The following is a 25,876-nucleotide window of genomic DNA, read 5'->3' as shown; positions in this document are numbered from 1 at the left end:
GGCTGCTGCCGGATCGGAATGCTTTACACGCCGTAGATGCGGGTTTCTTCCGTCACCGTTTCGATGACGGGTTCCGGGGTCCCCGGTTTCACCACACGCTCACTGATCTGCTCTTCCGTAATAATGAGACGGCGACGGTCGCAGATCACGCGGGCTTCTTCTCGAAGGAGGGAAATGAGGTGCTTCATTTCGCCTTCACTCCGGGCGCGGGCCTCAATCTTCACTTCGACGCGGGACGGACCGCAGCTAAGCGGCACCCCGGTGTCACCAAGCGACACCACGTGCGCTTCAGCCCCCCAGATCGCCTGGGCCGCGGTTTCAACCCGGAGGATGAGCTCGGCCGCGCCGCTGATCGCGGCACCCGCCTCGGGCGCTTTCCCCTCAGTCTTGGTATTCGGTTCAATCACAAAAGCCACCCGGCGCGTCACGGGGGCGTCCGACCGGGGGTCGAACATGAGAGCGGACTTCACGCGCGATAGCACTTTCTGTCCAAATGCCATTTCAGTTCTCCTCCAGAATTCAGCTTTTTCGTTGCTGGATAAGGCTCTTAAGTGCTTTATCCAGCGCTATTTTCGATTCTAACTGCCGGAATCTTTTTGCCAATAAGGCATTGTGATTAAAAGGAATTGCTTAGAAAATGAGAGCATTTCCGCGTACCGTGAGCGACAGAAACACTCCCCCTGTGGATCATCTCCGGCGCAATGAAAAATGATTTCTTCCAGCGCTTTGGGAATCTTCCTCCCTATTGCTGTCAAAACCGCGCGGAAGCCCAACCGCTTTTTTTCCTCTTTTCCCCTGTTCTACAATTAAAAACGAACAGCGAATCTGACACAAAAGTAATCAAACGCATATCGACAGGAGAACCACACCGGGATGATCCGACTGGCGAACGCGGTATCCGAATCAAAGGACTGATCCTCAATGAGAGCAATGAAACTGGTTGGAAAGGACTGGGTATTTCCGGAGTTTGTCCTCTGGCAGAGTCAGCTTCTGAAGATCCGGCGTGATTTCCACGCGCGCCCTGAACTCGGTTTCCAGACGCATCGGACAGCGAAGCGGATCGCGGACATCCTTCTCCGGTTCGGTGTCCATCACATTGATCTGAAATCCGTCCCAGGGGGTGTCATCGCGGTTATCAAGCGCCGCCGGCCTGTCATGTTCCCCGACGACAAGTGGGAAAACATGCAGCCCGTAATCGCGCTTCGAGCCCGGATTGACGCGTCTCCGGTGACGGAACGAAGCGACATCTTTTACCGCAGCCGGAATCCTCGTGCCGCTCACACCCAGGGGCACGACGGCGAAATCGCCTGGCTTCTCGGGGTCGCCCGGGATTTCGCTCACGACATAAAGCTCGGCAATTCGACCCTCGTTCTGATTTTCGAACCCGGTTCTGAAACCGGGCGCGGGGCGGATGCGGTAATCAATTCGGGAATTTTTGAGAAATACGGAATTGAGACGATTTTCGGAGTCTGCGCGGATCCGACGCTCCCGATGGGAACCTATGGTTTTACGGCCCCGGAACCGGGTGCCGTGCCCGGGGCAGCTTCCGGCGGGAACGACCCGGAACGGGTCGGATACGCGCGCGATCTGATTAACGATCTATTCACCGATGCCGCAAGAACAGATCTTCCGCCGCTCCCCGTGCCGGACGATTTCTCCCGGTATCAGAGTATCGTGCCCGGCATCATGCTTCGGTTCGGTGTCCGCGGCCCCAAACATCAGGCATCGCTCGGGAGCCCGGAATTCGACTTCAATGATTCCGTGCTTCCGATTGTCTGTTCACTCACCGGCGGCTACGTCATGACCCTCCGGCAGGGCTGGTACGAAAGTCCGGCGTTGTATGAAATTTACTATACGGTGGTGTGGTACGACTGCCGGCAGTTTTACCCATCCGAAGGATAGAAAGCCCGGAGAAAAAGGCACGGTTCATCACGAGCCGTGCCTTTTCCTTCTGATCTATCAGAAAACGAGAATTTCGCCGTCCGCCGGGATCAGCGCGCGGCGCGGGTCCATCCCGAGACGCTGCGTGAGGAGCCGAAGCTCCGGGCGATGGAGTACGCAGTGGTTAAAACCATCCATATGAACCGCGACGATCGCGGCGTCCGGCGCTTCACGGTAGGCACGGATAAAGTCGGGACCGCCCATGATGATCGAGCTGCTCCACTCAGCCATCATCGCGTTTCCGGTGTTGAGCACGATGACACCGGGCTTAAATTTCTTAATGCGCTCAGACACCTCAGGAATCCAGACCGTGTCCCCCACCACGTAAACCGTCTTGCAGCCTTCGCGCTCAAAAATCACGCCCATCGGATGACCGAGGAAATCTCCCATGGCGCTATTCAGGATCTCCTCCGACCCGTGGTTGCCATTCGCGCGGAAAAGCGTGACGCCCTTAAACACCTCACCATCCCGCATAACACGGACATTCGTAAAGCCATCCGCCTCAACCTGGCAGCGCTCCTCTTCGTTATTCACGAAGATCAGGTGGTCCTTCGGCACCACACGGCGGGCTTCATCATCCCAGTGGTCAACGTGCGTGTGCGTGAGGATGATCGCGTCGCACTTCAGCACTTCCTCAACCGGGAACGGGAGCTCAACCATCGAATTCCGCTGAGACATGTTCATCGATTCCGGAAAACCGGAAAAGGCCCCCTTCTCAGCCAGCATCGGGTCGATCAGGAACGTTGTGCCGCCAAGCGACACCTTGATCGTCGCACTGCGGATCAGCTGGACTGTGCTGCATTCATGGATGGCTTTCATTGTCGTTAATCTCCTTTGATGGTTTTTTGAATTCCCGCGGGGCGGTTTTCTCCGCCTCCGCTTTTCATGAAAACCATCCTACGGACGCACGGCTGTGACCGTGATAAGGTAAATTGACAGCTAACGATGGATTTCTGCCATTTTGGATTTCTGACTCATGACGCCTTATGACCTTCCGCTTCCGAATGTGGATCCGCTGCCGCCCGCTCACCCCGCGCGGCGCGCCGCGGTCATCGTGACCCCCGGAACCATCACGTATCTGCTGTCGATCCCGTGGCTCGTCATGCAGACGCTGCCGCCTGAGAAGCACCGGTGGCTTGTCACGCTCTGCGCTGAGGAACCCGGGAACATCCGGGCGCTTGGCGGCTTTGATGTGCCGGTGTCCGCAGGTCTTGAAGCGCTGGACGACGCGGATACCGTCCTGATGCCGCACTGGACAGATCCCGGGAAGGTTCCCTCCCCCGCGCTGATCGGGGCGCTTCAGAAAGCGGCGGATGACGGAAAGGAAGTGGCAGGACTATGCCTCGGCGCGTACCCGCTCGCCTACGCCGGCATTCTCGACGGCCACCGGGCCGTCACCCACTGGCGGTTCGCGCGGGACTTCCGGGCACGGTTCCCCCGCGTGGAGCTTGATCCCAAAGCGCTTTATATCGATGACCGGAACCGGATAACGTCTGGCGGCATCGCGGCCGGCAACGACTGCTGTCTTTACCTCTTCCGAAAGCATGAAGGCGCGGCCGCGGCGAACGACGTTGCCCGCAATATGCTGATCCCTCCGGTGCGGGATGGAGGCCAGGCGCAGTATATCGATGAGCCGCTTGCCCGCACGACACCGTCCGCGCGCCTCAACCTCGCGATGCGCTACGCCGAGGAACATCTGAGAGAGGAAATCACCGTGGAGAGTCTCGCGCGTGTCGCCTCGATGTCCCCGCGGAATTTCGCCCGGAGCTTCAGAAAGTTCGCGGGCGAAACCCCCGCCGCCTGGCTCCGGATCCTGAAACTCCGGAAAGCGGAAGAGCTCCTTGAAACCACCGACCTTCCGATCGCCGTGATCGCGGAGGACACCGGGTTTCAGTCACCGGTCACTTTCCGGCAGGCGTTTCAGGCAGCGAAGACCGTATCGCCTCAAAGCTACCGGAACACCTTCCGGACCGAGGAGACGCGGTCCGGTATCGGAAAGTAATGGCACAGATCGCGGTCTGAGAGCCGTCTGAATCCGGCTCGATCAGCCCCGGGCCGCTCTTGCCGCGGTGAAGAACCTCACCGCCTCCGCCGCGGTACGGCGGAGGTTATCTTTCGCGGCGTCGGGATCCATCGCGGCGGCTTCGGTTGCGGGACCGCCGATAATCGGGAAAAAGGCGTCGATTCCAAGCGCGTGAATCGTCTCAGGGCGCTCTCCAATCGAGCCGCAGAGTTCCACAGCGACACACTTCGGATTCAGCCGCTTCAGGAACCGGGCAGCTCCCGCGGGCGCTTTACCCCGCGCGGTCTGGGAGTCAAGCCGCCCCTCTCCCGTGATAAAGAGATCGGCGTCTGAGAGGTTTTTCGACGCGCCGATCGTCTGCAGGACGAGGTCGGTGCCGGACACGAGTTCCGCCCCGAGCGCCGTCCGGAACGCGAACCCGAGACCGCCCGCCGCGCCGGCACCCGGCGCATCAGCCGCGTTCTCCGTCCCCATCTGGGTCTCAATCAATCGAGAAAACCGGCCGATCGCCTCATCCATTTCGGCGAGCATATCGGGGGTCCCGCCTTTCTGCGGACCGAACACAAAGGAGCATCCATTCTCTCCGCAGAGCGGATTCGTGACATCGCAGGCGACGCGGAAACGGCACCCGCGGGTGAGCTTCAGAAGGTCACCGAGATCCGCTTCCGCGACCCGCTTCACATCGTCCCCTGTGCCGCCGACCAGTTCCCCGTTCGCGTCAAAAAACCGGGCGCCGAGCGACTCCATCATCCCAAGCCCGCAGTCGTTTGTCGCGCTCCCGCCAATCCCAATCACGAAGTCTTTGATACCGCGCGTCACCGCGTGACGGATCAGATCCCCGAGCCCGGCGGTCGTGGTTTTCCGAGGATTGCGGAGAGAAGACGGCACCTTTGTGAGACCCGCGGCATCCGCGGCCTCAATCAGCGCGGTAACGCGGGGCGTACCCGAGGCGTCCTCAACGCAGACCATGCCGTACGAGCTTTCAACGAGGGTGCCTAGCGGTCCCCGGACCACCACAGGCACCATTTCGCCTCCGAGCGCGTTCACGATAGCGGATACCGTACCTTCGCCGCCGTCCGCGAGCGGCATCAGGATAATGTCGGCGTCAGGCAGCGCGTCCGTCACACCTTTCGCCGCAGCCTCTCCCGCCTCAAGAGAAGTGAGAGACCCTTTAAACGAATCCATCGCGATCACGATTTTCATAATCCAGTAACTCCTTCTCTTATTTTTCTGCGGGGATCAGGCTTTGGTGCCGGATGATCCTTTGCGGCTCGGGGACTGAAGCGGCCGGTCAAAGAACCGCACCGCCGTTTTATGCGCGATCTCCCGGAGAATCATCGCGGTCTCGGGGGTGAGATCGCAGTCTTCATTCACGCGCCGCACGTTGATCCCGAAAACGGATTCGAGAATGACGGCCGCGAGGAGATAGCTCCCTTCAGGCGTCGGGTGACGCTTATCCTCGATCCGAAGCGGGATCGTCGGCGCGAACTTCTCCGCCTCCGCGAACGCAAGCCCGGCCGGAACCGCCATCGCGTGATTCGCGTTCGCGACCGCAAGCACCGCGTCCGCGAGCTCTTCAGTCATCTCTGGGCGGTCCGCGTAAGCCCAGGTGATCATGAAGATCGGTTCCGTTCCGTGAGAGCGCGCGATCGCGGCGTCCCGCGCCGCGGTTTCGATAAACCGGTCCCGGAGATCCGGGTGGATCGGTCCCTGGGTGCTGTCACAGAGAATCACGGCGTCCCAGAGTTTCTTCTGCGGCTCACGCCAGACAAGGCGGTTTGTGCCGTCGTTCTTGATCGCGTAGGACGCGATCGCGTCCGGACGGAAATAGCTTTCGAGATCGTGCCAGTAGAGGCTCGCCCCGCCGATCGCGATGAGGTTCGTGCGGCAGGAGGCCTTCGGGTCCGCCCCGGCAAGGAGCTTCCGCACGAAACGGTGAACGCCATTATTGAAGAAGAAAAGGGAGTTCCCGACAAAAAGCAGTGACTCAGGCGCCGGGATCTTCGTGATCTCAGGCTGCACGTGATGCGGCAGACCGGTTTCGGGGTTCCGGTACGGGACGAAAGTGGTTGTCATCTTGGGGTCTCGGCCTCGGGGGCGCGGCGCTGTTCTGTTTTTTCCAATATACCGCCGGGACTCTTTTCAATACCCTGATATCTCTAGGTAAAAAGACAGACTTGAAGCGGGGTCAGCGCAAAAGATGAGCGATTTTTGTCTGGTTTTTGTCTTTGGCTCACGCAAAGACCCGGATAGGCAAGACCTAATGCTTCAGTCAATAAAAAAACCGCGCCGATGGTTTGACCCAGCGGCACGGCCGACTCTTCAGAGAATCCGCGGTGCACTCACGCCGCGGATTCTTCCCTTCTGAATTACATCTCGAACTTCGGAGCGATCAGATTCTGGAAGGAGAACACTTCGTTCCACTTCTCTTCCGTCATCAGCTTGCGTTCTTCAACGACGATCTGATGGAGAGACTTGCCTTCGGTGTAGCCTTCCTTCGCCATTTCAGCGCAGAGCATGTAGCCGAAGTGGGGCTTGAGCAGCGTGACAATGCCGAGGGAGTTCATCACGAGGTCCTTCGTGTGTTCGGCGTTCGCGGTGATGCCGTCAACGCACTTCTCACGGAGGGCGATCATGGCGTTCGTCAGAACCTTCATCTGGGTGAAGACAGCGAACGAAATCACCGGTTCCATCACGTTCAGTTCAAGCTGGCCAGCGGAGGCAGCGAGCATCACGGTGGTGTCGAGACCGATCGCGAGGAAGGAAGCCTGGTTCGTCACTTCCGGGATCACCGGATTCACCTTGCCCGGCATGATGGAAGAGCCCGGCTGGCGCATCGGCAGGTTGATTTCGGAAAGACCCGTACGGGGACCGGAGGCGAGCAGACGCATATCGTTGCAGACCTTCGTGAGCTTCACGGCGAGGCTCTTCGCGGCGGACGAGATCGCGACATAGGCGCCGCAGTCGCTCGTCGCGGCGATCAGGTCGTCGCTGTTATGGAAGTCGATGCCGGTCTGTTCAGCGAGGTACTTCACAGCCTTCGCCGGATAATCCGGGTGGCAGGTCACGGTCGTGCCGATGGCGGTGCCGCCGAGGTTGATCACGCGGAGGTGCTTCTGCGCGTCCTTGATCACTTCGATTTCGTCTTCAATCGTGCGGCCCCAGCCGTGGAATTCCTGGCCCATGGTCATCGGGACAGCGTCCTGGAGGTGGGTGCGGCCCATCTTCAGAACATTCTTGAATTCGTCAGCCTTCTTGTAGTAGGCCTGAACGAGCTGCTGCAGGGCCTTGAGGAGGTCCTCAGAACGGTAGTACATCGCGAGGTGCAGAGCGGTCGGGTACGTATCGTTCGTGGACTGACCGAAGTTCGCGTGATCGTTCGGCGAAACCTGCTTCTGGGAGCCCTTCGGGAGACCCAACTTTTCGCAGGCAATGCTGCAGATCACTTCGTTCGTGTTCATGTTGGTCGAAGTGCCGGCACCGCCCTGGAGCCAGTCGGTAACGAACTGGTCGCGGTACTTGCCTTCGAGCAGCTGATCGCAGGCGTAGATCAGGGCGTCAGCGACGTTCGCCGGAATCGTGCCGAGTTCCTTGTTCGTCCGGGCGGCAGCCTTCTTCACCTGAGCGAAAGCCTTGATGAAGTACTCATCTTCATTCATCGAGTGCTCAGTGATGTGGAAGTTTTCCTTGCCGCGCAGGGACTGAACGCCGTAGTACACGTCATCAGGAATCTCGAGGTCGCCAAGGAAATCATGCTCAATACGGGACATTGATCTAACACTCCTAAAAAGTTCCGCGTCTGTTTATATGGAAGCGCGGATTAAGGAAAGATGTAACAAGATAATTCAGATTGTGTAAGCACTTAGTGCCTGTCCACCTGAAACATCCTAGGCAAAATTATCTATATCAAATTCGATTCCGTAAAGGTTTATTATGGTCATTAATGAATCAAAATTGATCACAACATGAAGAAAACGCAGAATCTTGAAAACCTTCACGTATTCTGTGAGATCGTCCGCACGGGAAGCGTGAAAGCGGCGAGCGACGCACTGAATACAGAGACGAGCAACGCGTTCCGCACCGTGAGGCAGCTTGAGGACGAGCTCGGGGTCGCGCTCTTTGACCGCGAGAAGCGCCCGATGCAGCTGACATCCTACGGGACGCAGTTCTACCGCTACTCCTCAAAAATCCTGAAGCTCCATCACCAGATGCTTGAAGAGCTGAAGGATGACACGGACGCGATGGCGGGCCGCATCACGGTCTGCTCCACCGCCGGTTTCAGGCAGCAGTTCCTCACGCCCTCTCTTGTTGAATTTCAGATGGATCACCCGAATATCGTGATTGATCTTCGGGAAATGAATTCCGGTGTGTCAGATGTCCTGAACAGCGCGACAGAGAGCGGGAATGACGTCGTCCTCATGTATAAACCGCAGGAAGCGCTCCCGCCCGGAATGGAAGTGCGGGAATGCGGCGTTATGCCCTTTATTGCCTGCGCGTCGCCGCTTTATATCAAGCGTTTCGGGGAGCCCGCGCGCCCCGCGGAATGCAAAAACCACCGCGGCATTCTTCTTAACCTCCCGAACCGGAAGACCGTCACCTACCTCACGAAAGATGGCGTGCAGGAACGGATCTCGTGGCGCCGCACGATGACCTTTAACAGCCAGATCAACGGGCGCGACGCGATGCTGATGGGTGCGGGGATCATCCCGGATCTCGCGTTCTACTTCGCGATCCAGGGGATCAAAGAGGGGCAGATCGTCCCGGTGATGCCGGGCTGGACCCGGCCGCCCCGGATCAGCTGCCTCTTCGCGACCGAAGACGCTTACCGGAAGAAGCGGGTCCGGTATTTCCTTGACTGGCTTGAGGTGCGGTTTCGGAAGATGCTTGAGCACACGAACCGCGAGTATCAGTGGGTCGCGTGAATCCAGGAGAAAAAAAGAGCCCGGAAGGGTATCGGTCTTCCGGGCGGAGCAGAGTAGAAGAGATTCTGCGCACTAAAAAACAGAGAGAAGCAGAGACCTGAACGCCTTACATAGAGAGAGTTCAAGCGGTCCCGCACGATCCAGTCTACGGATCGAGCGGCTTTCCGCCCCCTGCTATCAGTAAAACTAATATCTGAGACATGGCAGGGCTTAAAAAACAGGGACCGGATTCTTCGAATATTCCTGTTTTTCACGTCTTTTAAAGGTCGATGCCTCAAACTTCGCGCTTTTCCGCGCGGCAGAGCAGAAGCGCGAGGAGGAGCGCGGCGATCGCCGCCGCGATTTTCCCCGCCATCATGGGAACGGTTCCTTCCGGATAAGCTGCCGTGATAAACCCGAGATAGTCACCGAAGAGGCAGAGGATCGGCGCGGAAAACGCGGAGCAGATCACTTTTCCGCGCTCAGTCATCCGATCGAGCATCAGGTACATCGGGATCGGGTTCGCGAGTGACACCGCCATCCCGAGCGCCGCGTGACCGTCAATCGAGAAGAGACGCGCGAGCCGCGTGAGCGCCCCGCCGAAATGCCTCTCCGCGAACTTCACCATCGGGAAGGCGCCGGAAAGCATCACCGCCATTTCGCCCACGATCTCCAGCTGCTTCCCGATCGGATCCATCCCGGGGATGAGTGTTAGGGCGAACCAATGCTCAATCGCCGCGGCGGCGAGAAGGAGGACAAAGGCCGCCATCATGAGTTTTCCGAAGAGCACGCAGCCCCGGACCGCAGCGTCCTGGCGCGTGATCAGAAGAAAAGCCATGAGGCCGCCGATTAGAAACGCGGGGATCCCGGTGATAAAAGCGCCTGAAAGGCTGTAACCCGACACCGCGGCGACGCCAAAGAGACTCACGGGAGCCGCGGCGATCCCGGCCGCAAGGCCCTTCGCCACCGCCGGACGGCTTCGAGGCGCGCACATCGAGAGCGACACGGGAAGAGCGTACGTGATGACGCAGCCCATCGAGGCGGCGAGCCCAAGCCCCGACAGCATCGCGGCCTCATGAGTCGCGGCGAGCGCGATGGAAAGCGTGAGACCGCCCGAGTCAATGCCGAAAATCATGCCGGCCGCGACCGATGGGTCTGACCCGATCGCCGTGAATAAAGGACCTAACGCCGGGGCTGCCGCCCGGCCGATCGCAGGCGCCGCGCACATGACGCCGACAAGGCACATCGCGAGAGGACCCATCGCGGAGAGTCCCCGTTCAAACTCCTCTCCGTACCCGAAGCGATTATTGAAGAGCGCTTTGTCGGCCGCCCCGATCACCATGAAGACCGCCATGCAGGCGACCACGATTTCGCTGATCATTTCTGACCTCTGAGACTTTTCGTAGCGTCCCGGCGGACAGAAATGGGGATCAGGGGAAAGCACCCCTCCATCACCCGTGCCTACCGATCCGCGGCCGGAGTCTCATCCGGAACCGGGGATCTGAGCGTCATTTTATAAAAATCAGAGCTTCCGATCGGAAGGCGCCGGAGGCTCTGATGGATTTCCCTGCAGCGCGTTTCTGATAGAACCTGATAGTTTCTATGCGTATCTATCAGTTCCTATCAGAAACTATGAGTTTTTATTGAACCTGGAAAGCGAGGTGTTATTCGGTAAGACGCTTAAGCCATCTTTGCCGCGGCCTGTTTGCCGCGCCCGGCGCGGACAAGGAGGAGCGCGATCATGAGCGCGAGAACCGCAGAAAGGATTTTCCCTGCCAGCATCGGAATCGTGCCTGCGGGGTACGCCGCGGTGATGAACCCAAGGTGATCGCCAAGGAGGCAGAGCACGGGTCCTGAAAACGCCGAACACACCACGCGGCCTTCCGGCGTCATACGGTTCAGCGTCACATACATCGGAAGCGGATTGGCGATCGAAACGATCATGCCGAGCGACGCCGTACTGTCGATCCGGAGAAGCCGCGCGAGCCCTCGGATCGCGCCCCCGAAGTGCCTCTCCGCGAACTTCACCATCGGGAAGGCTCCTGAAAGCATCACGCCGATTTCCCCCACAATCTCAAGCTGCCGCCCGATCGGCGCCATCCCCGGGATCAGCGTGACGCTGAACCAGTGCTCGATCGCGGCCGAGGCGAGAAGCACCACAAAGGCCGCCATCATGAGCCGCCCGACAAGCAGACATCCCCGGACCGCCGCGTCGCGGCAGAACGTGAGAAGAAGCGCGAGGATCGCGGCGACCGCAAACGCCGGGAGCCCGAGCCTCAGCACGTCCCCGAACCCGTACCCCATCACGGCCGCGACCGTAAAGAGACTGAAGGGAGCGGCAATGATGCCGGCGACAAGGCCCCGCGCCACATCCGGGCGGCTTTCCTCAGAGCAGATGGAGAGTGAGATCGGAAGCGCGAATGTCATGATGCAGCCAAACGACCCCCCGAGCCCGAGCCCCGAAAGCATCGCGGCTTCGTGAGTTTTCGCGAACGCGAGAGCGAGCGGCAGACCGCCCGAATCCACTCCGAGCACCATGCAGGCGGCGACGGATGGATCGGACCCGATTGCGGTGAAAAAGGGTGTCAGCGCTGGGCCGAGAAAAGCGCCGATTGAAGGTGCGGCGCACATAATCCCCACCATGCTCATCGAGAGCGGCCCCATCGCCCCAAGCCCCTTCTCAAACTCCTCGCCGTAACCTAAGCGCCCCGAGAAGAGCGCCTTATCAGCGGCTCCAAGCACCATGAAGCACGCCATGACGGCAACCACGATTTCACTCATCCCGCACTGCCCCGCCGGTCACCACGCGATTCCGTCCGTGCCGGCTCTCATCCGAAAAAAAGTCCCAAGGGAAAAATTTCCCCCTTGGGACGGTCAGAGAAAATCCGTGAAGGCGGACTCTCCATATCAGCTTCTGCAGCAGAACTGCCGCGTCTTTTAATTTACGGACACGCCGTCCGCGGTTCACGCTCTATTAGCGGATTTAATAACCTGACCGCGGCTCCGCTAATATTCCTGGCGCGTGAACCCGGCGTTCCCGCCCGAAGCGCCTACCCAATCACCTCATGGACTTCGCGCTCAAGCTTTGCCTTCGCGTCCGCGACCCGCCCGATCCGGTGCGCGAGTTCCGCATCATCAGACTCGATGGCGCGGAGCCGGCTTTCAAGCTGCCGCGCGACTTCGTCAGGCGCCGTACCCCCCGTGACGCGCTTCGCCATCGCGATCCGCTTCGGATCAAGACCTGATCGGACATCATCCTCTGTCATTGTTGTTTCCCGCCCCACCACGTCGCGGAACACCGGCGCGATGACAGAGAGCCCCGTTTCATCCGCCTTCAGATTCCCCGCGATCATCCGGTTCACGACTTCAGCGACAATCTCATGCGCCGTGCGGAAGGAAATATGGTCGTGACGCACGATCGTGTTCGCGAGTTCAGCCGCCGTGCAGAAATTTCCGCGCGCGGTCTCAAGCGCCCGCTCCTTATTGAATTTCAGCCCCGAGACCGTGTCTGTCATCATCTCAAGACACGCCTCCATCTCCCGCATCGCGGGCCAGAGCCAGTGAAGCGCCTCCCCATTCACGTCCTGGCAGTGTGTGTAAGGCGTGTTCTTCATCGCGCTGAAGACAGAAATCCAGGCGGCCTCGAGGTGCGCCGCCTTCCCCTTGATGTGCTCGAGAGTCCAGGGGTTTTTCTTCTGCGGCATGATGGAAGAGCAGACCGCGTCCGAGTCATCTACCTCAACGTAGCCGTAGTCCGGCGTCGCCCAGATATAGAGGTCAAAGCAGAAGCGGGAAAGGGTGTTTCCGGCCGCCGCCATGCCTGACGCGATATCAAGCCCGTAGTCGCGGCTCGCGACACAGTCGATCGAGTTATCGATCACCTCGGAGAACCCAAGGAGGTCCGCCGTCATCCCGCGGTCGATATTCCACGTGGTGGAACCCATGGAGCCGCCTCCGAGCGGCGACCGGTCAAGCGTCCGGTAGGCGTCAGAAAACCTCCGGTAATCGCGCTCAAAGGACGCGAGAATCGCGGATAGGTAATGCGCGAACGTGATCGGTTCCGAAGGCTGCAGGTGCGTGTAGCCCGAGAACACCGCGTCCTTATTTTTCTCAGCGAGCGCGTGAATCGCCTTCCGCATCGCGATAAAGCGGCCGGCGATCGCGAAATAGTACCGGCGGTACGCCATGCGGGCGGAGGTCGCGAAGAGATCGTTCCGGGAGCGCGCCGTATGCTGCTGCCCCCCGATCTCGAGACTCGTCATCTCGATCAGATGGCGCTCCAGATTGAAATACATGTCTTCAAGCTTAGGGTCGAGCGGAAAATCCGGTTCCGGTCCCATCGCGGCCATTCGGTCAGTCGCCGTGAGGATCGCTTTTTCGACCTCTTCCGAGATGATCCCCTGGCGCGCGAGCATCAGGACATGCGCCTTATTGATGTCAAGGTAATCCTGGAACGATCCGTGAGCGCGGTCTTCCTCAATCGCCGGACTGATGATGTTCCGGATCACGCTCTCGCGCGGGGGTTTGCGGATCTTCCCGCGATGGTCCTCTGAAAAGCCCGCTTCCAATGGATTTGCCATGTTTTATCTCCTCAGGCGGTGCCCCCGCCCCGAAAAAACGCGAAAAGAGGACTCTGAAGAAAACTTCTCCAGAATCCCCCTGTTTTTAATCTGACTCCCGCATTCCGGCGTCAAGCGGCAGCCGCTTTTCAGCCGGAAGGCTTTACTTCATCAGAGCCCGAGCTGGGTGAGCAGCATCGCGACCACAACCGACACCACCACCATCACGATTCCCGGAATCTGGAAGGAATGGTTCAGGATGTACTTCCCGATCTTCGTGGTACCCGAACGGTCAAAGCTCACGGCAGAAAGCGCCGGGCCCGTGATCGGGAGGAAGAAGAGACCGTTCACAGCCGAGAACATCGCGATCATCAGCGGAACCGGGATGCCGAGCGTGAGGCCGAGCGGCATGATGGCGCGGGTCGTCGCGCCCTGGCTCGTGAGCAGCGCGCTCATGAAGAAAAGCACGAAGGCGAAGAGCCACGGAGCCTGAGCGGCGAGATCACCGGCGAGTTCCATGAAGAAGCCCTTATTCGCGCCGATAAAGGAGTCAGCGAGCCAGGCAATACCGAAAATGGCGCCGACCGACACGACACCCGCACGGAGCGTGGGGCTCTTAGACGCGACATCGAGATTCACGTGGCAGAAGGCAACCATCAGGGCGGCACCCGCGAGCATCACCATCTCGATCACGAGCGACATGCTGACAGGCTTTCCGTGGATCGTGCGGAGTTCCGGGAAGAAGCCCGTAAGGACGATGAGGAACACGCCGAGGAGGAAGATCCCGACGGAGAGCTTGGCACCCTTCGGGAGCGGCTGATCAGAAATCGCTTCCGGCGGCTCAACGAGGCCAGCCTTCAGGCGGCGCTGATACTCAGGATCGTCCTTCAGTTCCTTGCCCCAGAACATGTAGATGAAGCTGGCGGCGAGAACGCCGATCAGGCAGGCGGGGAACGTCACCATCAGGATCGAGGAAAGCGTCACCTCAGCGTGGCCGTAGGCCGCGAAAAGGCCGAGCAGAGCCGCGGTAGCCGCTGAAATCGGGCACGCCGTGATGCCGATCTGGGCCGCCACGGTGGCGGACGCCATCGGACGCTCCGGACGGACGCCGGCGGAATACGCGACCTCATAGATCACGGGGTGGATAGCGAAAATCAGGTTCCCGGTACCCGAGAAGAACGTGAGGAAGAAGCCGACGAGCGGCGCGATGATCGACACGTATTTCGGATTCGAGCGGATGATGCGCGCGGCAATCCGGACGAGGAACTCGAGACCGCCCGCCGCGTCCATGGCGGCCGCTGACATGCAGACCGCCATAATGATCAGCATCACGTCGACCGGAGGCGCGGTCGGAGTGACGCCGAATATCACGGCGAGGAGCACAAGCCCCAGACCGCCCCAATAGCCAATCGCGAGGCCGCCCTGTCGGGCGCCAAGCAGAATAGCCGCCAGCACGATTACAAATTCAAGTATGGTTGCTGTCATAGTGATTCCCGGAAATCCGGTCCGTCTGGCTCCAGCTCACCTGAGCCTCAGGACCTGACCCCCTCTCCTGTTGTTTCTGACAAGGGGAAGACGCTTAGGAAGCGCCTCCCGACCGGTTGCCCGTTAGATACTTCTTATGGAGTACTTATTGGGCGGCTGGATCTAATCCTTTCTCCAGCCTTCGTAGGTATTTTTTCCTAATCCGGTCAGTTTTCCGAGAATTATTAGCAGAATTAATACTTCTTTTAGGTGTTTGGCTTAACTTTGAATTCTGATTATTTTTCAGATAGTTGTATCACAAATTCAGACTACGGCTGACGGATCGCGTCGGAAAGTATCGGGTTAAGCGCCGAGAATCTCGGGCGGATTTCCTTTTCGAGAATTTCCGTGAATTGCGACGCGAGATCTTCGGCTAGCCGGCTGTAAATCCCCTCTTTCGCGATCACGTACTGAGGCCTCACGATCGGAGCGCCCGGGATGCGGTGAAGCCAAAGCTCCGGCACGTAGTCCCTGCCCTGCCAGATATTGCCTGGCGGCACCACAGTCCACCCTTCGCCGAGGCTCGCGAGTCCCATCATCGTGCGGCTGGACTCCACCGCGTAGCGCTCAAAGGCCGGGAAGGGAAGAGAATCCGTGAACTTCAGGATCATCTCGCGGTCAGCGGACTGGCCGTTATAGATCAGCACGGGGAGGCGGGACGCCGCGCGCCGCCGCGCCTCCTCCCCCTCCCCTTCCTCATTCCCCGGGAGCACGAGAAGGAACTCCTCCTCATAGACCTTCTGCCGCCAGAGGCCATCGGTGTCGAGAAGCGGATCCGGGACGATCAGGATATCGATATCGTCATTCAGGAACGCCTCAATCAGTTCCGCGGTCATCCCGGTCTGAACCACCACTTTGTCAGACCGTGTCTCTAGGTACGACGTGAGCCACGGGGCGGATGTCGCGCTGACTGACTCCGAATACCCCGCGGTGACAAGCGGGTAGCGCCCCGCCCCCGGCCTGATTGCGCCGATCAGCCCATCGAGATCCGCGACAAGCGGCGCCGCGTACTGAATGAGGTTCCTCCCATAGACTGTGAGAGAAAGCGGGCGTGAGTGCCGGTCGAGGAGCTCCGCCCCCACGGCGGCCTCCAGCCGATGCACGGCCTGAGAGACCGCGGACTGCGTGAGCCCGAGCGACACCGCCGCGCGGCTCATGTTGCAGTCACGGCTGATTTCAAGAAAGATCCTGAGAGTCTGCAGATCAAGGCTGCTGCGATGCATAGCGGGAGGTCCTTTGGGTTTCGGTTCAAGCGGCTGTCCTATCAACAATAGCGGATCCGGAGGCCGCCGTCTCTACGGAGACCGCGGTTCGCTTTCAGAAACAAAAACGGGCGGTTCCTTTTTTCAAAGGAACCGCCTGAACCAAAAATAGCAGTCGCAGCTAAAAAGAAAACTAAAGCGGCCAAGAGGAAGAACAGACGGGATCGAAGCATCTATGCGACGAAAGACAAGAGCATCTGCAAGAAAACGCCCTAACCATCCCCCCAAAAGAACTATCAAAAAAATACTTGTACTATAAATGTACCTTTAGTTGTTTGAACGTAAGAAGAGTCATTCTCGTATAAGGTAAATGACCTAGTTTCTTCTTTATAGGTGAATTATCAAATCAAGTGCAAAGTTACTGAATAAAAGACTTCAGCCGGACACTTCCAATTGAGACGTTTTCTGGGTCTGAAATTCAGAGCATTGAACCGTTTCTGAACTTCTGCCTGAGAAATTTTATCGATACTCATTCCTTTTGGGAAAAAGTCTCTAAGAAGTCCGTTTGTATTTTCATTACTTCCTTTCTCCCATGGATGATGAGGCAAGCAGAAATACACTTTGGTTCTGAGATCTTTCTCCAGTTTTTCAGCCCAGGAAAATTCTTTTCCGCGATCTACGGTAATCGTACGCAGATCCTTATCTGACAGAGATTTCTCAATTACGGCAGACACATCGGCCGCAGTCTTGGAAGCGGTTTTCCCGCCACAGAGAAAGCCGGACTTCCTATCGACCAGAGTCGTGAGGCAGGCTCCGCCCTTTTTTCCGATGACGGTATCGCCTTCCCAATCCCCCAGGCGAGATCTGTTCTGAGCTTCCAGGGGTCGCTCTTCAATGCTGTGAGTGATCTGGATCTTTCCTCGCCTCTCGGTCATGCCTTTACGGTGACGCGTTTTACCGTGGTGTCGCAGGTGTCGGGACATCTTTCGGCCATCCACAAAGCGATCCAGAAAGCCAGAATTGATTCCTCGGTAGATTGTCGTGGCGCTGATCCTTAGATTCGGCAGCTCCTTTCTGAGACGGTATTGAATCTGCTCCGGAGACCAGAATTTCTTAACCAGCAGATTTGAGACAATCCTTGTCAGCAACGAGTCAGACTTCAGAATGTTTCTCTTTCCGCAATGCTTTCTCTGTCTCTGATATCGGGCCTGCGCGGCACAGGGATCATAGGCAGCTGAAGCCCCATCCTGGGCCGATACAGCCTTGTTTCGCTTCAGTTCGCGGGAGATCGTAGAAACATTTTTCCCAATCGCACATGCAATTTCAGACAGGGATTTGCCTGAAATCGTTAAAGCCGAAATAAATACTCTGTCCCGAAGAGTAAGATGATGATAGTGGCTCATGAGCTCCCTCTATAGTTATCTTGACAATCTCTATTATGGAAGCTTTATGGGCCACTATTCTTTTCTCAGGCTTTGCACTTGAAGTGATAATTCGCCTAACAATGAAATGAAAAAGGTTACAGTAAGACATGAATGAAAAAACAGGGGAAGTTTTCTCCATCGCAAAAGATAATCAGCCGGTAGCCGGATGCACGATCTCCAAGGCGATCAGCAGTGGCAGAAATCCCATTATTTATTTCTCCTTTGCCGCAGGTACAGACATCAGCGCTGAGATTTTTCCTTATCACAAGCTGATCCTTGTAGCTGAGGGAAGTATTGAGGTATACGGCGACAACAATTACGTTAGAACCCTGGCTGCGGGTGACTGCATTTTCACACTCACAGACAGGCCAATGGGAATGCGCACAAGTAGTGGCGCTGTTTATACGGAAATTGAAATTTCTAAGGAGGACACTATGAATAACGCAGTGAAGGCAGGAGAAGTATTTAAGTTAGCAGAACTCGTCCCTTATCAGGATGGCAAGATTGTCAACATGGATGTGGTGCATAACGACAAAATGAAGTTCGTTGTGATGGCTTTTGACAAGGGAACTGGGCTTTCAGAACACGCCGCCCCCGGCGAAGCCATTGTTTTCGCGCTAGATGGAGAAGGCGTTATCGGATATGAAGGACAGGAACACGTCATCAAGGCCGGAGAGAACTTCCATTTTGCTAAGGGAGGCCGTCACTGGGTAAAGGCAACTGAGAAGTTCAAGATGGCACTTCTCCTTACTCTCTAAGAGTAAAGAAGCTTTGAAATAAGCTTGGAGCAAGCAGACTGAAGGTTATCCTGGCCTGCTTGTTTTTTTGTAAGCTTGCGCAGGCTCATTCCGGTCTGAACCACCAATTTGTCAGACCGTGTCTCTAGGTACGACGTGAGCCACGGGGCGGATGTCGCGCTGACTGACTCCGAATACCCCGCGGTGACAAGCGGGTAGCGGCCGGTCCCAGGCCTGATCGCTCCGATCAGCCCATCGAGATCCACGACAAGCGGCACCGCGTACTGGATGAGGTTCCCCCCATAGACCGTGAGAGAAAGCGGGCGCGAATGCCGGTCGAGGAGCTCCGCCCCCATGGCGGCCTCCAGCCGATGCACGGCCTGAGAGTCTGCAGATCAGGGCTGCCGTCTCACGGAGACCGCGGTTCGCTGTCAGAAACAAAAACGGGCGGTTCCTTTTTTCAAAGGAACCGCCCTTCGCTTACGTCTTTGGAGAGATGTAACTGTTTGACGTCTGTATTAAGCGGCGTGCTTCTTCTTAAACTCAGCCGCGGCATCAGCGATCTTCTCGGGTTCCGTCATCAGAATCGGATCCACGAGCCAATCGGCTTCTTCCTTCGTCATCAGGCCCATTTCCTGAACGGCCTGGTGCACGTCGCAGCCATGCTGTTCACAGTAGTGAGCGACCTTGACGCCGGTCGGGTAGCCAAAGCACGTCGCCACGATCGTGGAGAGCGCGATGGAGCCCCGGGCTTCCTTCATGCAGCGCTCGCGGTTCGCCTTGATCCCTTCCACGCAGTCGCGGCAGAAGATCTTCGTTTCTTCCTCTACGAGCGTGAAGGACTCGAAGAGGCACTTGTAGAAGGTGGAATCCCAGACGTTGAGGTCGAGCTCACCGTCGTAGAGCGCGACAGACACCGCGACGTCGTTCCCAATCACCTGATGCGCGATCTGGATCACCATCTCAGGCACCGTCGGGTTGATCTTCCCCGGCATGATGGAGGATCCAGGGGAGAGAGCCGGAAGCTCAAGCTCCATCCAGCCGGCGCGGGGGCCGGAGCTCATCAGGCGGAGGTCCTTAGCGAATTTGGAAAGCGTGCAGGCCACTTCCTTCACGATGCCGGAAACCGTCACCACGGTGTCGCTGTTCTGGAAACCGTCGAAGAGGTTATCCATCGGGGTAACCGTTTCGCCGAGATCCTCGGAAATGAACTTGTAGAAAGCGTCCTTGTAGCCCGGGGCGCCGGAGAGACCGGTTCCGACGGCTGACCCGCCCATCACGATTTCAAGGCAGTCCGGGCGCACGCGCTCGAGCTTCTTGATGAGACGGTTGACGACAGAGGCGTAGCCCGAGAATTCCTGACCGACGGTCAGCGGCAGAGCGTCCTGCCAGCAGGTGCGGCCGACCTTCACGACATCCGCGAACTCAGCGGACTTCTTCTCAAAAGCCTTCGCGAGGGTGCGGAGCTCACCGATCAGGGCGTCGATCCGGGGAACGATCGCGAGGTGGGTGGCGGAAGGAATCGTGTCGTTCGTCGACTGGCCCATGTTCACGTGGGTGTTCGGGTGAACCTTATCCTGACCCTTGTGGCCGGTGAGGATCTCGTTCGCCATGTTGCCGAGCACTTCATTCACGTTCATGTTAAGGCAGGTGTAACCGCCGCCCTGCCAGAAATCGAGCGGGAACTCCTTATCGTAAGAACCGTCAAGCGTCTTATCGGCGGCTTCAGCGATCGCTTCCGCGATCTCAGGATCGAGAGCGCCGACCGAGGCGTTAGCGCGGGCGGCAGCCTTCTTGATATGAGCCATCGCGCGGAAAATGTCCGGATAGAAAACGATCGGCAGGTGAGCGGCGCCCGACACCTTCTTCATGCGGGTCGTCTGAATGCCGTAGTAACGGTCATTCGGGATTTCCATTTCACCGAGGCAGTCACGCTCAATGCGGGTATCAGCCATTCTTTTCTCCTTAGGAATTTGGTTGCTGCATCTCCAATGACTCCCATTTTGGAGACAGACTCCCAATCCATACATCGTCTTCACTAATACTTTCGGATAAGTTTAGTGATTACTTAACTTAGGCTCGGTTCCTAAAGAGAAAAGCTCGCTAGGGGGTATGAGGGGGAAGGAATACCGCCTCATCAAGTTTTGAAGAAAGCGCCTTCAGCCGGGGCTTCACGGTGGAGAGACAGAGTTCCCGGCACCAGCCGGCGATGCGGCCGGCGAGCGGAATATATTCATCCGTCCTCGCGAGCACCTTCTGCGTTCGCTTGAGTCCGGGGGATGGAAGCGACGCGAACCGCACGCCTGAGAGAAAGAGCCCGCCCCGGTAAATGTTGGTCGGGGCCATCACGGCCCATCCTTTCCCCTCGGACACGAGTTCCACCATCGAGTAGCTCGACTCCACGCGCGGTCCCGCGATAATCGGAACCCCTTTCGCGCGAAGGAGCCGCCGCACGAGACTCTTGTCATCAGACTGATCGTTATAGGTGATGAAGGGAAGATCCCGCGCGAGCGAGTCAAGCGTATTTTCTTCCGTGACCGGCCGGCCCCAGGACTCCGGGAAGAGGAGCAGGAACTCCTCCGTGAAAATCGTTCCCCGCCAGAGATCGGCTTCATTCACGAATGTGCGGCCTGAAATCAGAATATCGATTTCGCCGTTCTGGAAGTTTTTCGCCAGCGTGTTCGTGAACCCCGTGCTCACCGTAATGCGGTTGGAAACCGTTCGGATTTTCTGAAGAAGACAGGGGGACAGCGTCCCGCTCACTGACTCCGAGAGCCCGAGGCGCACCTCCGGGTAAAACCCCGGCGCGGGTTTCAGTTCCCGCACGGTTCTTTCAAGCTCATTCAGAATCGGACCGCTCTTCCGGTAAAGACGATCACCCGCGCAAGTCAATTCAATCGGCCGGTGAGCCCGGTTCACGAGTGTCGCGTCAAGACTCTTCTCGAGATGCGTGACTGACTGCGAAACGGATGACGTCGTTACCCCGAGCCGCAGCGCGGCCTGGGAAAAGCTCCTCTGCTTCGCGACCTCAAGAAAAATCGCGAGTTCCTGCGGATCCGGGAAACGGCGTTTGTCTGTCATGGAAGGCTCTCTCTATTTCATCCTCTGTCCGGCTAGAACCCGAACGCTCTTTTTCTTTTGTACATCGAACCGGCGGTTTCCGCTACCGCGAAGCGCGCAGAATTGATCCGGCCCCGGAGGAATGCGGTTCTGCCTTTCCTTATTAATATTTCCTGATATTTTCTGATACTTTCTAATAGTATCTATCAGGATCTATCAGAATTTAAAAAAAGCCGTCTTTGTCCTCCCCAAAAAAACGCCGCCGTGAGAATTCCCCCAGGCGGCGGACTTTTAGGACGGCGGACTGTTTCAGGCTTTCTTCACGTTCGCGTGGCGGCGTTTGAATTCCGCCGCTGCCGCGTCAATCCTTTCCGGATCCGTCATCAGGATCGGGTTCACAAGCGTATCGGCCTCTTCCTTTGTCATCAGCCCAAGCTCCACGACCGCGTCCTGCACCTTGCAGCCGCGGTCCGCCGCGTACTGGGCGACTTTCACCCCGGTGGGGTACCCGTAGCAGGTCGCGACAATCGTGGAGAGCGCGATCGAGGCCGCAGCCTCCTCCATGCAGCGGGAGCGGTTCGCCGTGATGCTTTCCACACAGTCGCGGCGGAAGATCGTCACTTCCCGTTCGACCAGTGAGAAAGACTCAAAGAGGCACTTATAGAATGTCGCGTCCCAGACATTGAGGTCGAGCTCTCCGTCGTAAAGCGCGACTGAAATCGCGACATCATTCCCGATCACCTGATGCGCGATCTGAACGACCATCTCAGGGACCGTGGGATTGATCTTCCCGGGCATGATGGAGGATCCCGGAGAGAGCGCGGGAAGCTCGATCTCCATAAACCCGGCTCGGGGGCCGGAACTCATGATCCGCAGATCTTTCGCGAATTTCGCGAGCGTGCAGGCGATTTCCTTCACGACGCCTGACACCGTCACCACGGTGTCGCTGTTCTGGAACCCGTCGAAGAGATTCTCCATCGGCTGGATCTCTTCTCCGTAATCCTCGGAAATAAACCGATAGAACGCCTCCTGGTAACCCGGCGCGGTGGAGAGCCCGGTTCCGACCGCGGTGCCGCCCATCACGATCTGAAGACACTCGGGGCGGACATGCTCAAGCTTCCGAATGAGACGCCGGAGCGCTGAGGCGTAGCCTGAAAATTCCTGCCCGAGGGTAAGAGGCAGCGCGTCCTGCCAGCAGGTGCGCCCCACCTTCACGACTTCCTTAAACTGCTCCGCCTTCTTCTCAAACGCGGCTTCGAGGTCGCAGAGCTCGCTTCTCAGAGCGTCAATCCTCGGGATCATCGCGAGGTGCGTCGCGGACGGGATCGTGTCGTTCGTCGACTGCCCCATGTTCACGTGCGTATTCGGATGAACACGGTCCTGGCCCTTGTGACCCGTGAGAATCTCATTCGCGAGATTCCCAATCACCTCATTCACATTCATGTTGAGGCAGGTGTAGCCGCCGCCCTGCCAGAAGTCGAGCGGGAACTCCTTATCAAACGAGCCGTCGAGCGTCCGGTCAGCGGCCTTCACGATCGCGTCCGCGATCTCGGGATCGAGCGCTCCGGCCTCGGCGTTCGCACGGGCCGCGGCCTTCTTGATCCGCGCCATCGCGCGGAAGATATCCGGATAGAAAACGATCGGCAATCCCGCGGCGCCTGACACCCCTAGCATCCGCGTGGTCTGAATGCCGTAATAGCGGTCATTCGGAATTTCCATTTCACCAAGACAGTCACGCTCAACACGAGTATCCGCCATCGTTTTCTCCTAAGTGAACGGTTTTTTATTCGTAACAGCTCTATTCTCACGCAGAGAAAGAAAAGCGGCGAAAGAAAACGCGCGGTTCTTAGGGATTGATCGGAGAAGGTTGGATACCGGGACGGTTTTGCCTGACGCGGCACACCGCAGGGAAAGGAGAAAAAGAAATCTCACCAGCCGTTATTCTCGGCCATCCAGCCCCTTGCTATGCAGCCAGTCAAGCGCCAGTTTCATGATTTCCTTGTTGTTCTTTTCCTGCATGAGGAAATGAGAGTTCCCTTTGATCCCGATTTCAGGCAAATGCACAAGAACCGCGTCGCCGCCGTGACGGTTAATGGCTTCGACAAACTGCTTCGCCATGGCAAGCTCCGTTCCCCATTTATCTTCCCCAACATTCGCTGAGCCGACCTGAATATGATCTCCGTAATAGAGAACAATCGGCATCCGGGTGAGTTTCAGAAAATCCTTCAGAGGAACACCTTTCGCTGAGGCGGAGAGCGCCTTGAACCTCGCCTCCGTAATCCTCGGCATTTCCGTTTTCGGGAAAATGAATGGCGTTCCGCCCGGCTCATACGCGATGATGCCCTTCACCTTGTCACTCAGAATCGCGGCGCGCCACCCGATCGTTCCTCCCATGGAATGGGTCACCAGAATGCCACCGTCCTTAAGCTGATCAACGAGCTTAGCGAGTACCTTCGCGTTGAGATCATTGTCCAAGGGACCTGAGCCTGCGGTCCAGCTCTGCTGGAAAGCCTGGTAGTTCGATTCGCCTGCCGGAAACTGCTCGTTTGGCACCGGCTCCCCCTTTTCATTGAAGTGCCCGATGCGTGAAAGAACGTAAAGCGTTTTATCCCCATACATGGGATTGCTCACCCAGGGCGTATCCGGCGTAATCGCCTGAGTCGTCAGATTCGATTCGCCGCTTCGCGGCTGATCCAGCAGATAAACCGAGTACCCCGCCCGTAAGAAGAGCGTGCTGAAGCCTTCGCGGCCGTCAGGTGAGGATTCCCAGGTGCGCTTTGACTGCGCGCCTCCATGCTGAAAAATCAAAGGCAGCTTCCTCGCTTGATGCGGAATTTGGTACTGAACATAGGCGAAGTCACCGTAAGCCCGCTGACCATCCGGAGCGACAAAGTTCTCCTGAGAGAACGTCCCTTCGTGCTGAACATACCGTCCGCCAACGGTGAACGACCCCTGAGACTCAATGACAATCGGCGCCGCCATAGCCGCGCCGGCTAAAAGCGCTGCCAGACCCGCAGTCAGAATTTTGTTCAATACCATTTCCGCCCCACTCGCTGCTTATGCCAGTGCCTGCTTCTTCGTGATAACGAAATGCTGAATACGCTCCGCAATCCGCCACTCTCCGTTCTGACGGACCAGCGTGTCCCGGTAACGGATATAGTTGTCTGACACGATATCGCGGCCCCCCTCTTCCATAACGAGCGCGGCGCGGCAATAGTGTTCGTCTACCGCGGTGTCACCCGTTACCGTGATGACTTGCTGCCCATTCATATGATGGGAAGACTTGATCCCCGAGGTAAAACCGCTGAACGTCTTTTCCAATTCCTCCCGCCCGTGGATATCCATAGCGAGATTGCCGCCCATATAGACCACGACATGCGTGTCTTCTGTAAAGAAAGGCATCTGAGCATGAACATCGCATTCCAGATTGGCAAAGCGGTCAATGACTTCGCGAATGGCTTCTTTAGCTTCCAAAATTTCGAGTGACATTTCTTGTTCCTGCAACAGGATTTTTAAAGATTAACAAGCGGATCCGCCGCTTTTTCATAGAGAAAATTCTATGATTTCGCAGTCATTAAAATCCAATCGATTATTTATATAATTAATTTAATTTTTAAATCGATTAAAAAGACTGAATTTGAATACCAAGCAGATTGAATTCATCCTTGAGCTCGCGAAAACACGGAATTTCAATAAGGCCGCTGAAAATCTCTGCGTTTCCCAGCCAACCATGACTTACCAGATCAAGTCCGCGGAAAAAGAGATCGGATTCGAGATTTTTGACCGTTCCGGCAAAGGCGCCGTATTGACCCCGGCCGGCTCGCAATTCGCGGGGCAGCTTAAAAGCATTTACGCGTCGCTTCGCTCTGCTATCGAACAGGGGCAGAATTTCAGCCGAAGCGTTAAGAACGACATACGGATCGCCATGCCGATCCGTTCAGCCGTTTATTTTCTGCCCGAAGCAATCCGCCGATTTTCCTCACGCTACCCGGATATCTCCATCACCCCCTCCTTTGATTGGTATGGATGCAAGGAGTCGTTCCTCAAGGGCGAACAGGACATTCTCTTCGCGATGGATTTCGAAATGAAACGGGTGCCCGACATCACCCGACACCATCTTTTTGACAGCCGTTTCTTCCTCATCACTGACCGGAATGACCCTCTGTCCAGGCAGGCGAAGGTAACCTCAGCAGATCTCGCGGGACGCACTCTGATGGTAGGCGGGGGGTCACCGCCCGTGCTGCGAGCCATTCAAAACCGCGTTGTGAGTGAGGGGAAAGTGACGTACTTCAATAGCCGCGATCACGACACCACACTCACGAACGTCGCGGCCGGGCGCGGTGTCTGCATCGCTCCCGACTTTTTGAACGATCACTGCGAAGAGTTTTGCTGGACACCGTTTGATACGGCAGAGACGATTCCCTGTTCGCTTTATACCCATAAGAACGAAAAGCGGAAAGCTGTGAAGGACTTCATAAAAATCCTGCAGGACTTTTATCGCTAGA

At 57.4% G+C, this 25,876-nt stretch carries 23 protein-coding genes; 6 read left to right on the top strand and 17 right to left on the bottom strand.

The genetic code is table 11. The features are described from left to right. Positions 1–23: 23 nt before the first annotated feature. Positions 24–500, bottom strand: a complete 477-nt coding sequence (locus M4NBBH2_RS09450) for a zinc-binding metallopeptidase family protein (protein ID WP_116270745.1) — start codon at positions 498–500, stop codon at positions 24–26. Between the two features lie 201 nt (positions 501–701). Between M4NBBH2_RS09450 and M4NBBH2_RS11815 the strand changes: the two genes are divergently transcribed. Both M4NBBH2_RS11815 and M4NBBH2_RS09445 read left to right on the top strand, forming a co-directional pair. Continuing rightward, entirely contained in the window at positions 702–1,007 is a 306-nt protein-coding gene (locus tag M4NBBH2_RS11815) for a hypothetical protein (RefSeq protein WP_170135143.1), read from the top strand. Then, positions 922–1,902 carry a M20/M25/M40 family metallo-hydrolase gene (locus tag M4NBBH2_RS09445; protein WP_116270744.1) on the top strand — a complete coding sequence of 327 codons (981 nt, stop codon included), beginning with the start codon at positions 922–924 and terminating at the stop codon, positions 1,900–1,902. Before M4NBBH2_RS11815 ends, M4NBBH2_RS09445 begins: the two co-directional genes overlap by 86 nt. A 57-nt stretch (positions 1,903–1,959) precedes the next feature. Here M4NBBH2_RS09445 and M4NBBH2_RS09440 read toward each other — a convergent pair whose 3' ends face one another. Continuing rightward, positions 1,960–2,760 (bottom strand): MBL fold metallo-hydrolase, encoded by an 801-nt coding sequence (locus M4NBBH2_RS09440; RefSeq protein WP_116270743.1) that lies wholly within the window; start codon positions 2,758–2,760, stop codon positions 1,960–1,962. Positions 2,761–2,917: 157 nt separating this feature from the next. On the opposite strand from M4NBBH2_RS09440, the gene M4NBBH2_RS09435 reads away from it, so the two are divergent. Further along, positions 2,918–3,943 (top strand): GlxA family transcriptional regulator, encoded by a 1,026-nt coding sequence (locus tag M4NBBH2_RS09435; protein WP_116270742.1) that lies wholly within the window; start codon positions 2,918–2,920, stop codon positions 3,941–3,943. 42 nt (positions 3,944–3,985) lie between these two features. On the opposite strand, the gene M4NBBH2_RS09430 is transcribed toward M4NBBH2_RS09435, so the two are convergent. The 3 genes from M4NBBH2_RS09430 to M4NBBH2_RS09420 all read right to left on the bottom strand — a co-directional run bounded on the left by M4NBBH2_RS09430 (position 3,986) and on the right by M4NBBH2_RS09420 (position 7,734). Further along, on the bottom strand, positions 3,986–5,167 hold the full coding sequence (locus M4NBBH2_RS09430; protein WP_116270741.1) for a glycerate kinase: 1,182 nt from the start codon (positions 5,165–5,167) through the stop codon (positions 3,986–3,988). A 36-nt stretch (positions 5,168–5,203) separates the two neighbouring features. Beyond that, positions 5,204–6,040 carry an SGNH/GDSL hydrolase family protein gene (locus M4NBBH2_RS09425; protein ID WP_116270740.1) on the bottom strand — a complete coding sequence of 279 codons (837 nt, stop codon included), beginning with the start codon at positions 6,038–6,040 and terminating at the stop codon, positions 5,204–5,206. Between the two features lie 293 nt (positions 6,041–6,333). Continuing rightward, positions 6,334–7,734 (bottom strand): aspartate ammonia-lyase, encoded by a 1,401-nt coding sequence (locus M4NBBH2_RS09420; RefSeq protein ID WP_116270025.1) that lies wholly within the window; start codon positions 7,732–7,734, stop codon positions 6,334–6,336. Between the two features lie 195 nt (positions 7,735–7,929). Here M4NBBH2_RS09420 and M4NBBH2_RS09415 point away from each other — a divergent pair, with 195 nt between their 5' ends. Then, positions 7,930–8,886 (top strand): LysR family transcriptional regulator, encoded by a 957-nt coding sequence (locus M4NBBH2_RS09415; RefSeq protein ID WP_116270739.1) that lies wholly within the window; start codon positions 7,930–7,932, stop codon positions 8,884–8,886. A gap of 274 nt (positions 8,887–9,160) precedes the next feature. On the opposite strand, the gene eutH (M4NBBH2_RS09410) is transcribed toward M4NBBH2_RS09415, so the two are convergent. From eutH (M4NBBH2_RS09410) to M4NBBH2_RS09385, 6 genes are all read right to left on the bottom strand, one after another. Further along, complete coding sequence (gene eutH / locus M4NBBH2_RS09410; protein WP_116270738.1) at positions 9,161–10,246, bottom strand: ethanolamine utilization protein EutH; 1,086 nt, start codon at positions 10,244–10,246, stop codon at positions 9,161–9,163. Positions 10,247–10,545: 299 nt separating this feature from the next. Continuing rightward, positions 10,546–11,646: an ethanolamine utilization protein EutH gene (gene eutH, locus M4NBBH2_RS09405; protein WP_116270737.1), complete on the bottom strand. Its 1,101-nt coding sequence runs from the start codon at positions 11,644–11,646 to the stop codon at positions 10,546–10,548. A 269-nt stretch (positions 11,647–11,915) separates the two neighbouring features. Next, entirely contained in the window at positions 11,916–13,445 is a 1,530-nt protein-coding gene (argH, locus tag M4NBBH2_RS09400; RefSeq protein WP_116270736.1) for an argininosuccinate lyase, read from the bottom strand. A gap of 150 nt (positions 13,446–13,595) precedes the next feature. Further along, positions 13,596–14,909, bottom strand: a complete 1,314-nt coding sequence (locus M4NBBH2_RS09395; protein WP_116270735.1) for an anaerobic C4-dicarboxylate transporter family protein — start codon at positions 14,907–14,909, stop codon at positions 13,596–13,598. A gap of 308 nt (positions 14,910–15,217) precedes the next feature. Continuing rightward, positions 15,218–16,171 (bottom strand): LysR family transcriptional regulator, encoded by a 954-nt coding sequence (locus M4NBBH2_RS09390; RefSeq protein ID WP_116270734.1) that lies wholly within the window; start codon positions 16,169–16,171, stop codon positions 15,218–15,220. A 380-nt stretch (positions 16,172–16,551) separates the two neighbouring features. Further along, complete coding sequence (locus tag M4NBBH2_RS09385) at positions 16,552–17,553, bottom strand: IS30 family transposase (RefSeq protein WP_116269340.1); 1,002 nt, start codon at positions 17,551–17,553, stop codon at positions 16,552–16,554. A gap of 128 nt (positions 17,554–17,681) precedes the next feature. Here M4NBBH2_RS09385 and M4NBBH2_RS09380 point away from each other — a divergent pair, with 128 nt between their 5' ends. Continuing rightward, the gene (locus M4NBBH2_RS09380) at positions 17,682–18,332 is read left to right on the top strand and encodes a cupin domain-containing protein (protein ID WP_116270733.1); all 651 of its coding nucleotides are present in this window, start codon (positions 17,682–17,684) and stop codon (positions 18,330–18,332) included. Here the strand turns inward: M4NBBH2_RS09380 and M4NBBH2_RS09375 are convergent. From M4NBBH2_RS09375 to M4NBBH2_RS09350, 6 genes are all read right to left on the bottom strand, one after another. After that, positions 18,329–18,688, bottom strand: a complete 360-nt coding sequence (locus M4NBBH2_RS09375; RefSeq protein WP_124944309.1) for a LysR family transcriptional regulator — start codon at positions 18,686–18,688, stop codon at positions 18,329–18,331. The genes M4NBBH2_RS09380 and M4NBBH2_RS09375 overlap by 4 nt on opposite strands. A 141-nt stretch (positions 18,689–18,829) precedes the next feature. Then, positions 18,830–20,266 (bottom strand): lyase family protein, encoded by a 1,437-nt coding sequence (locus tag M4NBBH2_RS09370; RefSeq protein WP_116270731.1) that lies wholly within the window; start codon positions 20,264–20,266, stop codon positions 18,830–18,832. Positions 20,267–20,414: 148 nt separating this feature from the next. Continuing rightward, positions 20,415–21,392 carry a LysR family transcriptional regulator gene (locus M4NBBH2_RS09365; RefSeq protein ID WP_116270730.1) on the bottom strand — a complete coding sequence of 326 codons (978 nt, stop codon included), beginning with the start codon at positions 21,390–21,392 and terminating at the stop codon, positions 20,415–20,417. Between the two features lie 288 nt (positions 21,393–21,680). After that, positions 21,681–23,129, bottom strand: coding sequence for an aspartate ammonia-lyase (locus tag M4NBBH2_RS09360; RefSeq protein WP_116270729.1), 1,449 nt, complete (start codon positions 23,127–23,129; stop codon positions 21,681–21,683). Between the two features lie 180 nt (positions 23,130–23,309). Beyond that, a complete protein-coding gene (locus M4NBBH2_RS09355) occupies positions 23,310–24,410 on the bottom strand; it encodes an alpha/beta hydrolase (RefSeq protein WP_116270728.1) in 1,101 nt (366 codons plus the stop codon). A gap of 18 nt (positions 24,411–24,428) precedes the next feature. Further along, positions 24,429–24,860, bottom strand: a complete 432-nt coding sequence (locus M4NBBH2_RS09350; protein ID WP_116270727.1) for a nuclear transport factor 2 family protein — start codon at positions 24,858–24,860, stop codon at positions 24,429–24,431. Positions 24,861–25,008: 148 nt separating this feature from the next. On the opposite strand from M4NBBH2_RS09350, the gene M4NBBH2_RS09345 reads away from it, so the two are divergent. Then, entirely contained in the window at positions 25,009–25,875 is an 867-nt protein-coding gene (locus M4NBBH2_RS09345; RefSeq protein ID WP_116270726.1) for a LysR family transcriptional regulator, read from the top strand. Position 25,876: the final 1 nt, after the last annotated feature.

Source organism: Mesosutterella multiformis (genome assembly GCF_003402575.1).
Classification (GTDB): Bacteria; Pseudomonadota; Gammaproteobacteria; order Burkholderiales; family Burkholderiaceae_F; genus Mesosutterella; species Mesosutterella multiformis.
The sequence above is the reverse complement of the archived record's forward strand: the minus strand, read 5'-3'. Positions and strand labels throughout refer to the sequence as shown.

What these genes read in the sequence shown, in the direction of transcription:
- M4NBBH2_RS09450 (WP_116270745.1), bottom strand. Translation starts at nt 500, where the DNA reads ATGGCATTTGGACAGAAAGTGCTATCGCGCGTGAAGTCCGCTCTCATG.
- M4NBBH2_RS11815 (WP_170135143.1), top strand. Translation starts at nt 702, where the DNA reads ATGAAAAATGATTTCTTCCAGCGCTTTGGGAATCTTCCTCCCTATTGC.
- M4NBBH2_RS09445 (WP_116270744.1), top strand. Translation starts at nt 922, where the DNA reads ATGAGAGCAATGAAACTGGTTGGAAAGGACTGGGTATTTCCGGAGTTT.
- M4NBBH2_RS09440 (WP_116270743.1), bottom strand. Translation starts at nt 2,760, where the DNA reads ATGAAAGCCATCCATGAATGCAGCACAGTCCAGCTGATCCGCAGTGCG.
- M4NBBH2_RS09435 (WP_116270742.1), top strand. Translation starts at nt 2,918, where the DNA reads ATGACGCCTTATGACCTTCCGCTTCCGAATGTGGATCCGCTGCCGCCC.
- M4NBBH2_RS09430 (WP_116270741.1), bottom strand. Translation starts at nt 5,167, where the DNA reads ATGAAAATCGTGATCGCGATGGATTCGTTTAAAGGGTCTCTCACTTCT.
- M4NBBH2_RS09425 (WP_116270740.1), bottom strand. Translation starts at nt 6,040, where the DNA reads ATGACAACCACTTTCGTCCCGTACCGGAACCCCGAAACCGGTCTGCCG.
- M4NBBH2_RS09420 (WP_116270025.1), bottom strand. Translation starts at nt 7,734, where the DNA reads ATGTCCCGTATTGAGCATGATTTCCTTGGCGACCTCGAGATTCCTGAT.
- M4NBBH2_RS09415 (WP_116270739.1), top strand. Translation starts at nt 7,930, where the DNA reads ATGAAGAAAACGCAGAATCTTGAAAACCTTCACGTATTCTGTGAGATC.
- eutH (WP_116270738.1), bottom strand. Translation starts at nt 10,246, where the DNA reads ATGATCAGCGAAATCGTGGTCGCCTGCATGGCGGTCTTCATGGTGATC.
- eutH (WP_116270737.1), bottom strand. Translation starts at nt 11,646, where the DNA reads ATGAGTGAAATCGTGGTTGCCGTCATGGCGTGCTTCATGGTGCTTGGA.
- argH (WP_116270736.1), bottom strand. Translation starts at nt 13,445, where the DNA reads ATGGCAAATCCATTGGAAGCGGGCTTTTCAGAGGACCATCGCGGGAAG.
- M4NBBH2_RS09395 (WP_116270735.1), bottom strand. Translation starts at nt 14,909, where the DNA reads ATGACAGCAACCATACTTGAATTTGTAATCGTGCTGGCGGCTATTCTG.
- M4NBBH2_RS09390 (WP_116270734.1), bottom strand. Translation starts at nt 16,171, where the DNA reads ATGCATCGCAGCAGCCTTGATCTGCAGACTCTCAGGATCTTTCTTGAA.
- M4NBBH2_RS09385 (WP_116269340.1), bottom strand. Translation starts at nt 17,553, where the DNA reads ATGAGCCACTATCATCATCTTACTCTTCGGGACAGAGTATTTATTTCG.
- M4NBBH2_RS09380 (WP_116270733.1), top strand. Translation starts at nt 17,682, where the DNA reads ATGAATGAAAAAACAGGGGAAGTTTTCTCCATCGCAAAAGATAATCAG.
- M4NBBH2_RS09370 (WP_116270731.1), bottom strand. Translation starts at nt 20,266, where the DNA reads ATGGCTGATACCCGCATTGAGCGTGACTGCCTCGGTGAAATGGAAATC.
- M4NBBH2_RS09365 (WP_116270730.1), bottom strand. Translation starts at nt 21,392, where the DNA reads ATGACAGACAAACGCCGTTTCCCGGATCCGCAGGAACTCGCGATTTTT.
- M4NBBH2_RS09360 (WP_116270729.1), bottom strand. Translation starts at nt 23,129, where the DNA reads ATGGCGGATACTCGTGTTGAGCGTGACTGTCTTGGTGAAATGGAAATT.
- M4NBBH2_RS09355 (WP_116270728.1), bottom strand. Translation starts at nt 24,410, where the DNA reads ATGGTATTGAACAAAATTCTGACTGCGGGTCTGGCAGCGCTTTTAGCC.
- M4NBBH2_RS09350 (WP_116270727.1), bottom strand. Translation starts at nt 24,860, where the DNA reads ATGTCACTCGAAATTTTGGAAGCTAAAGAAGCCATTCGCGAAGTCATT.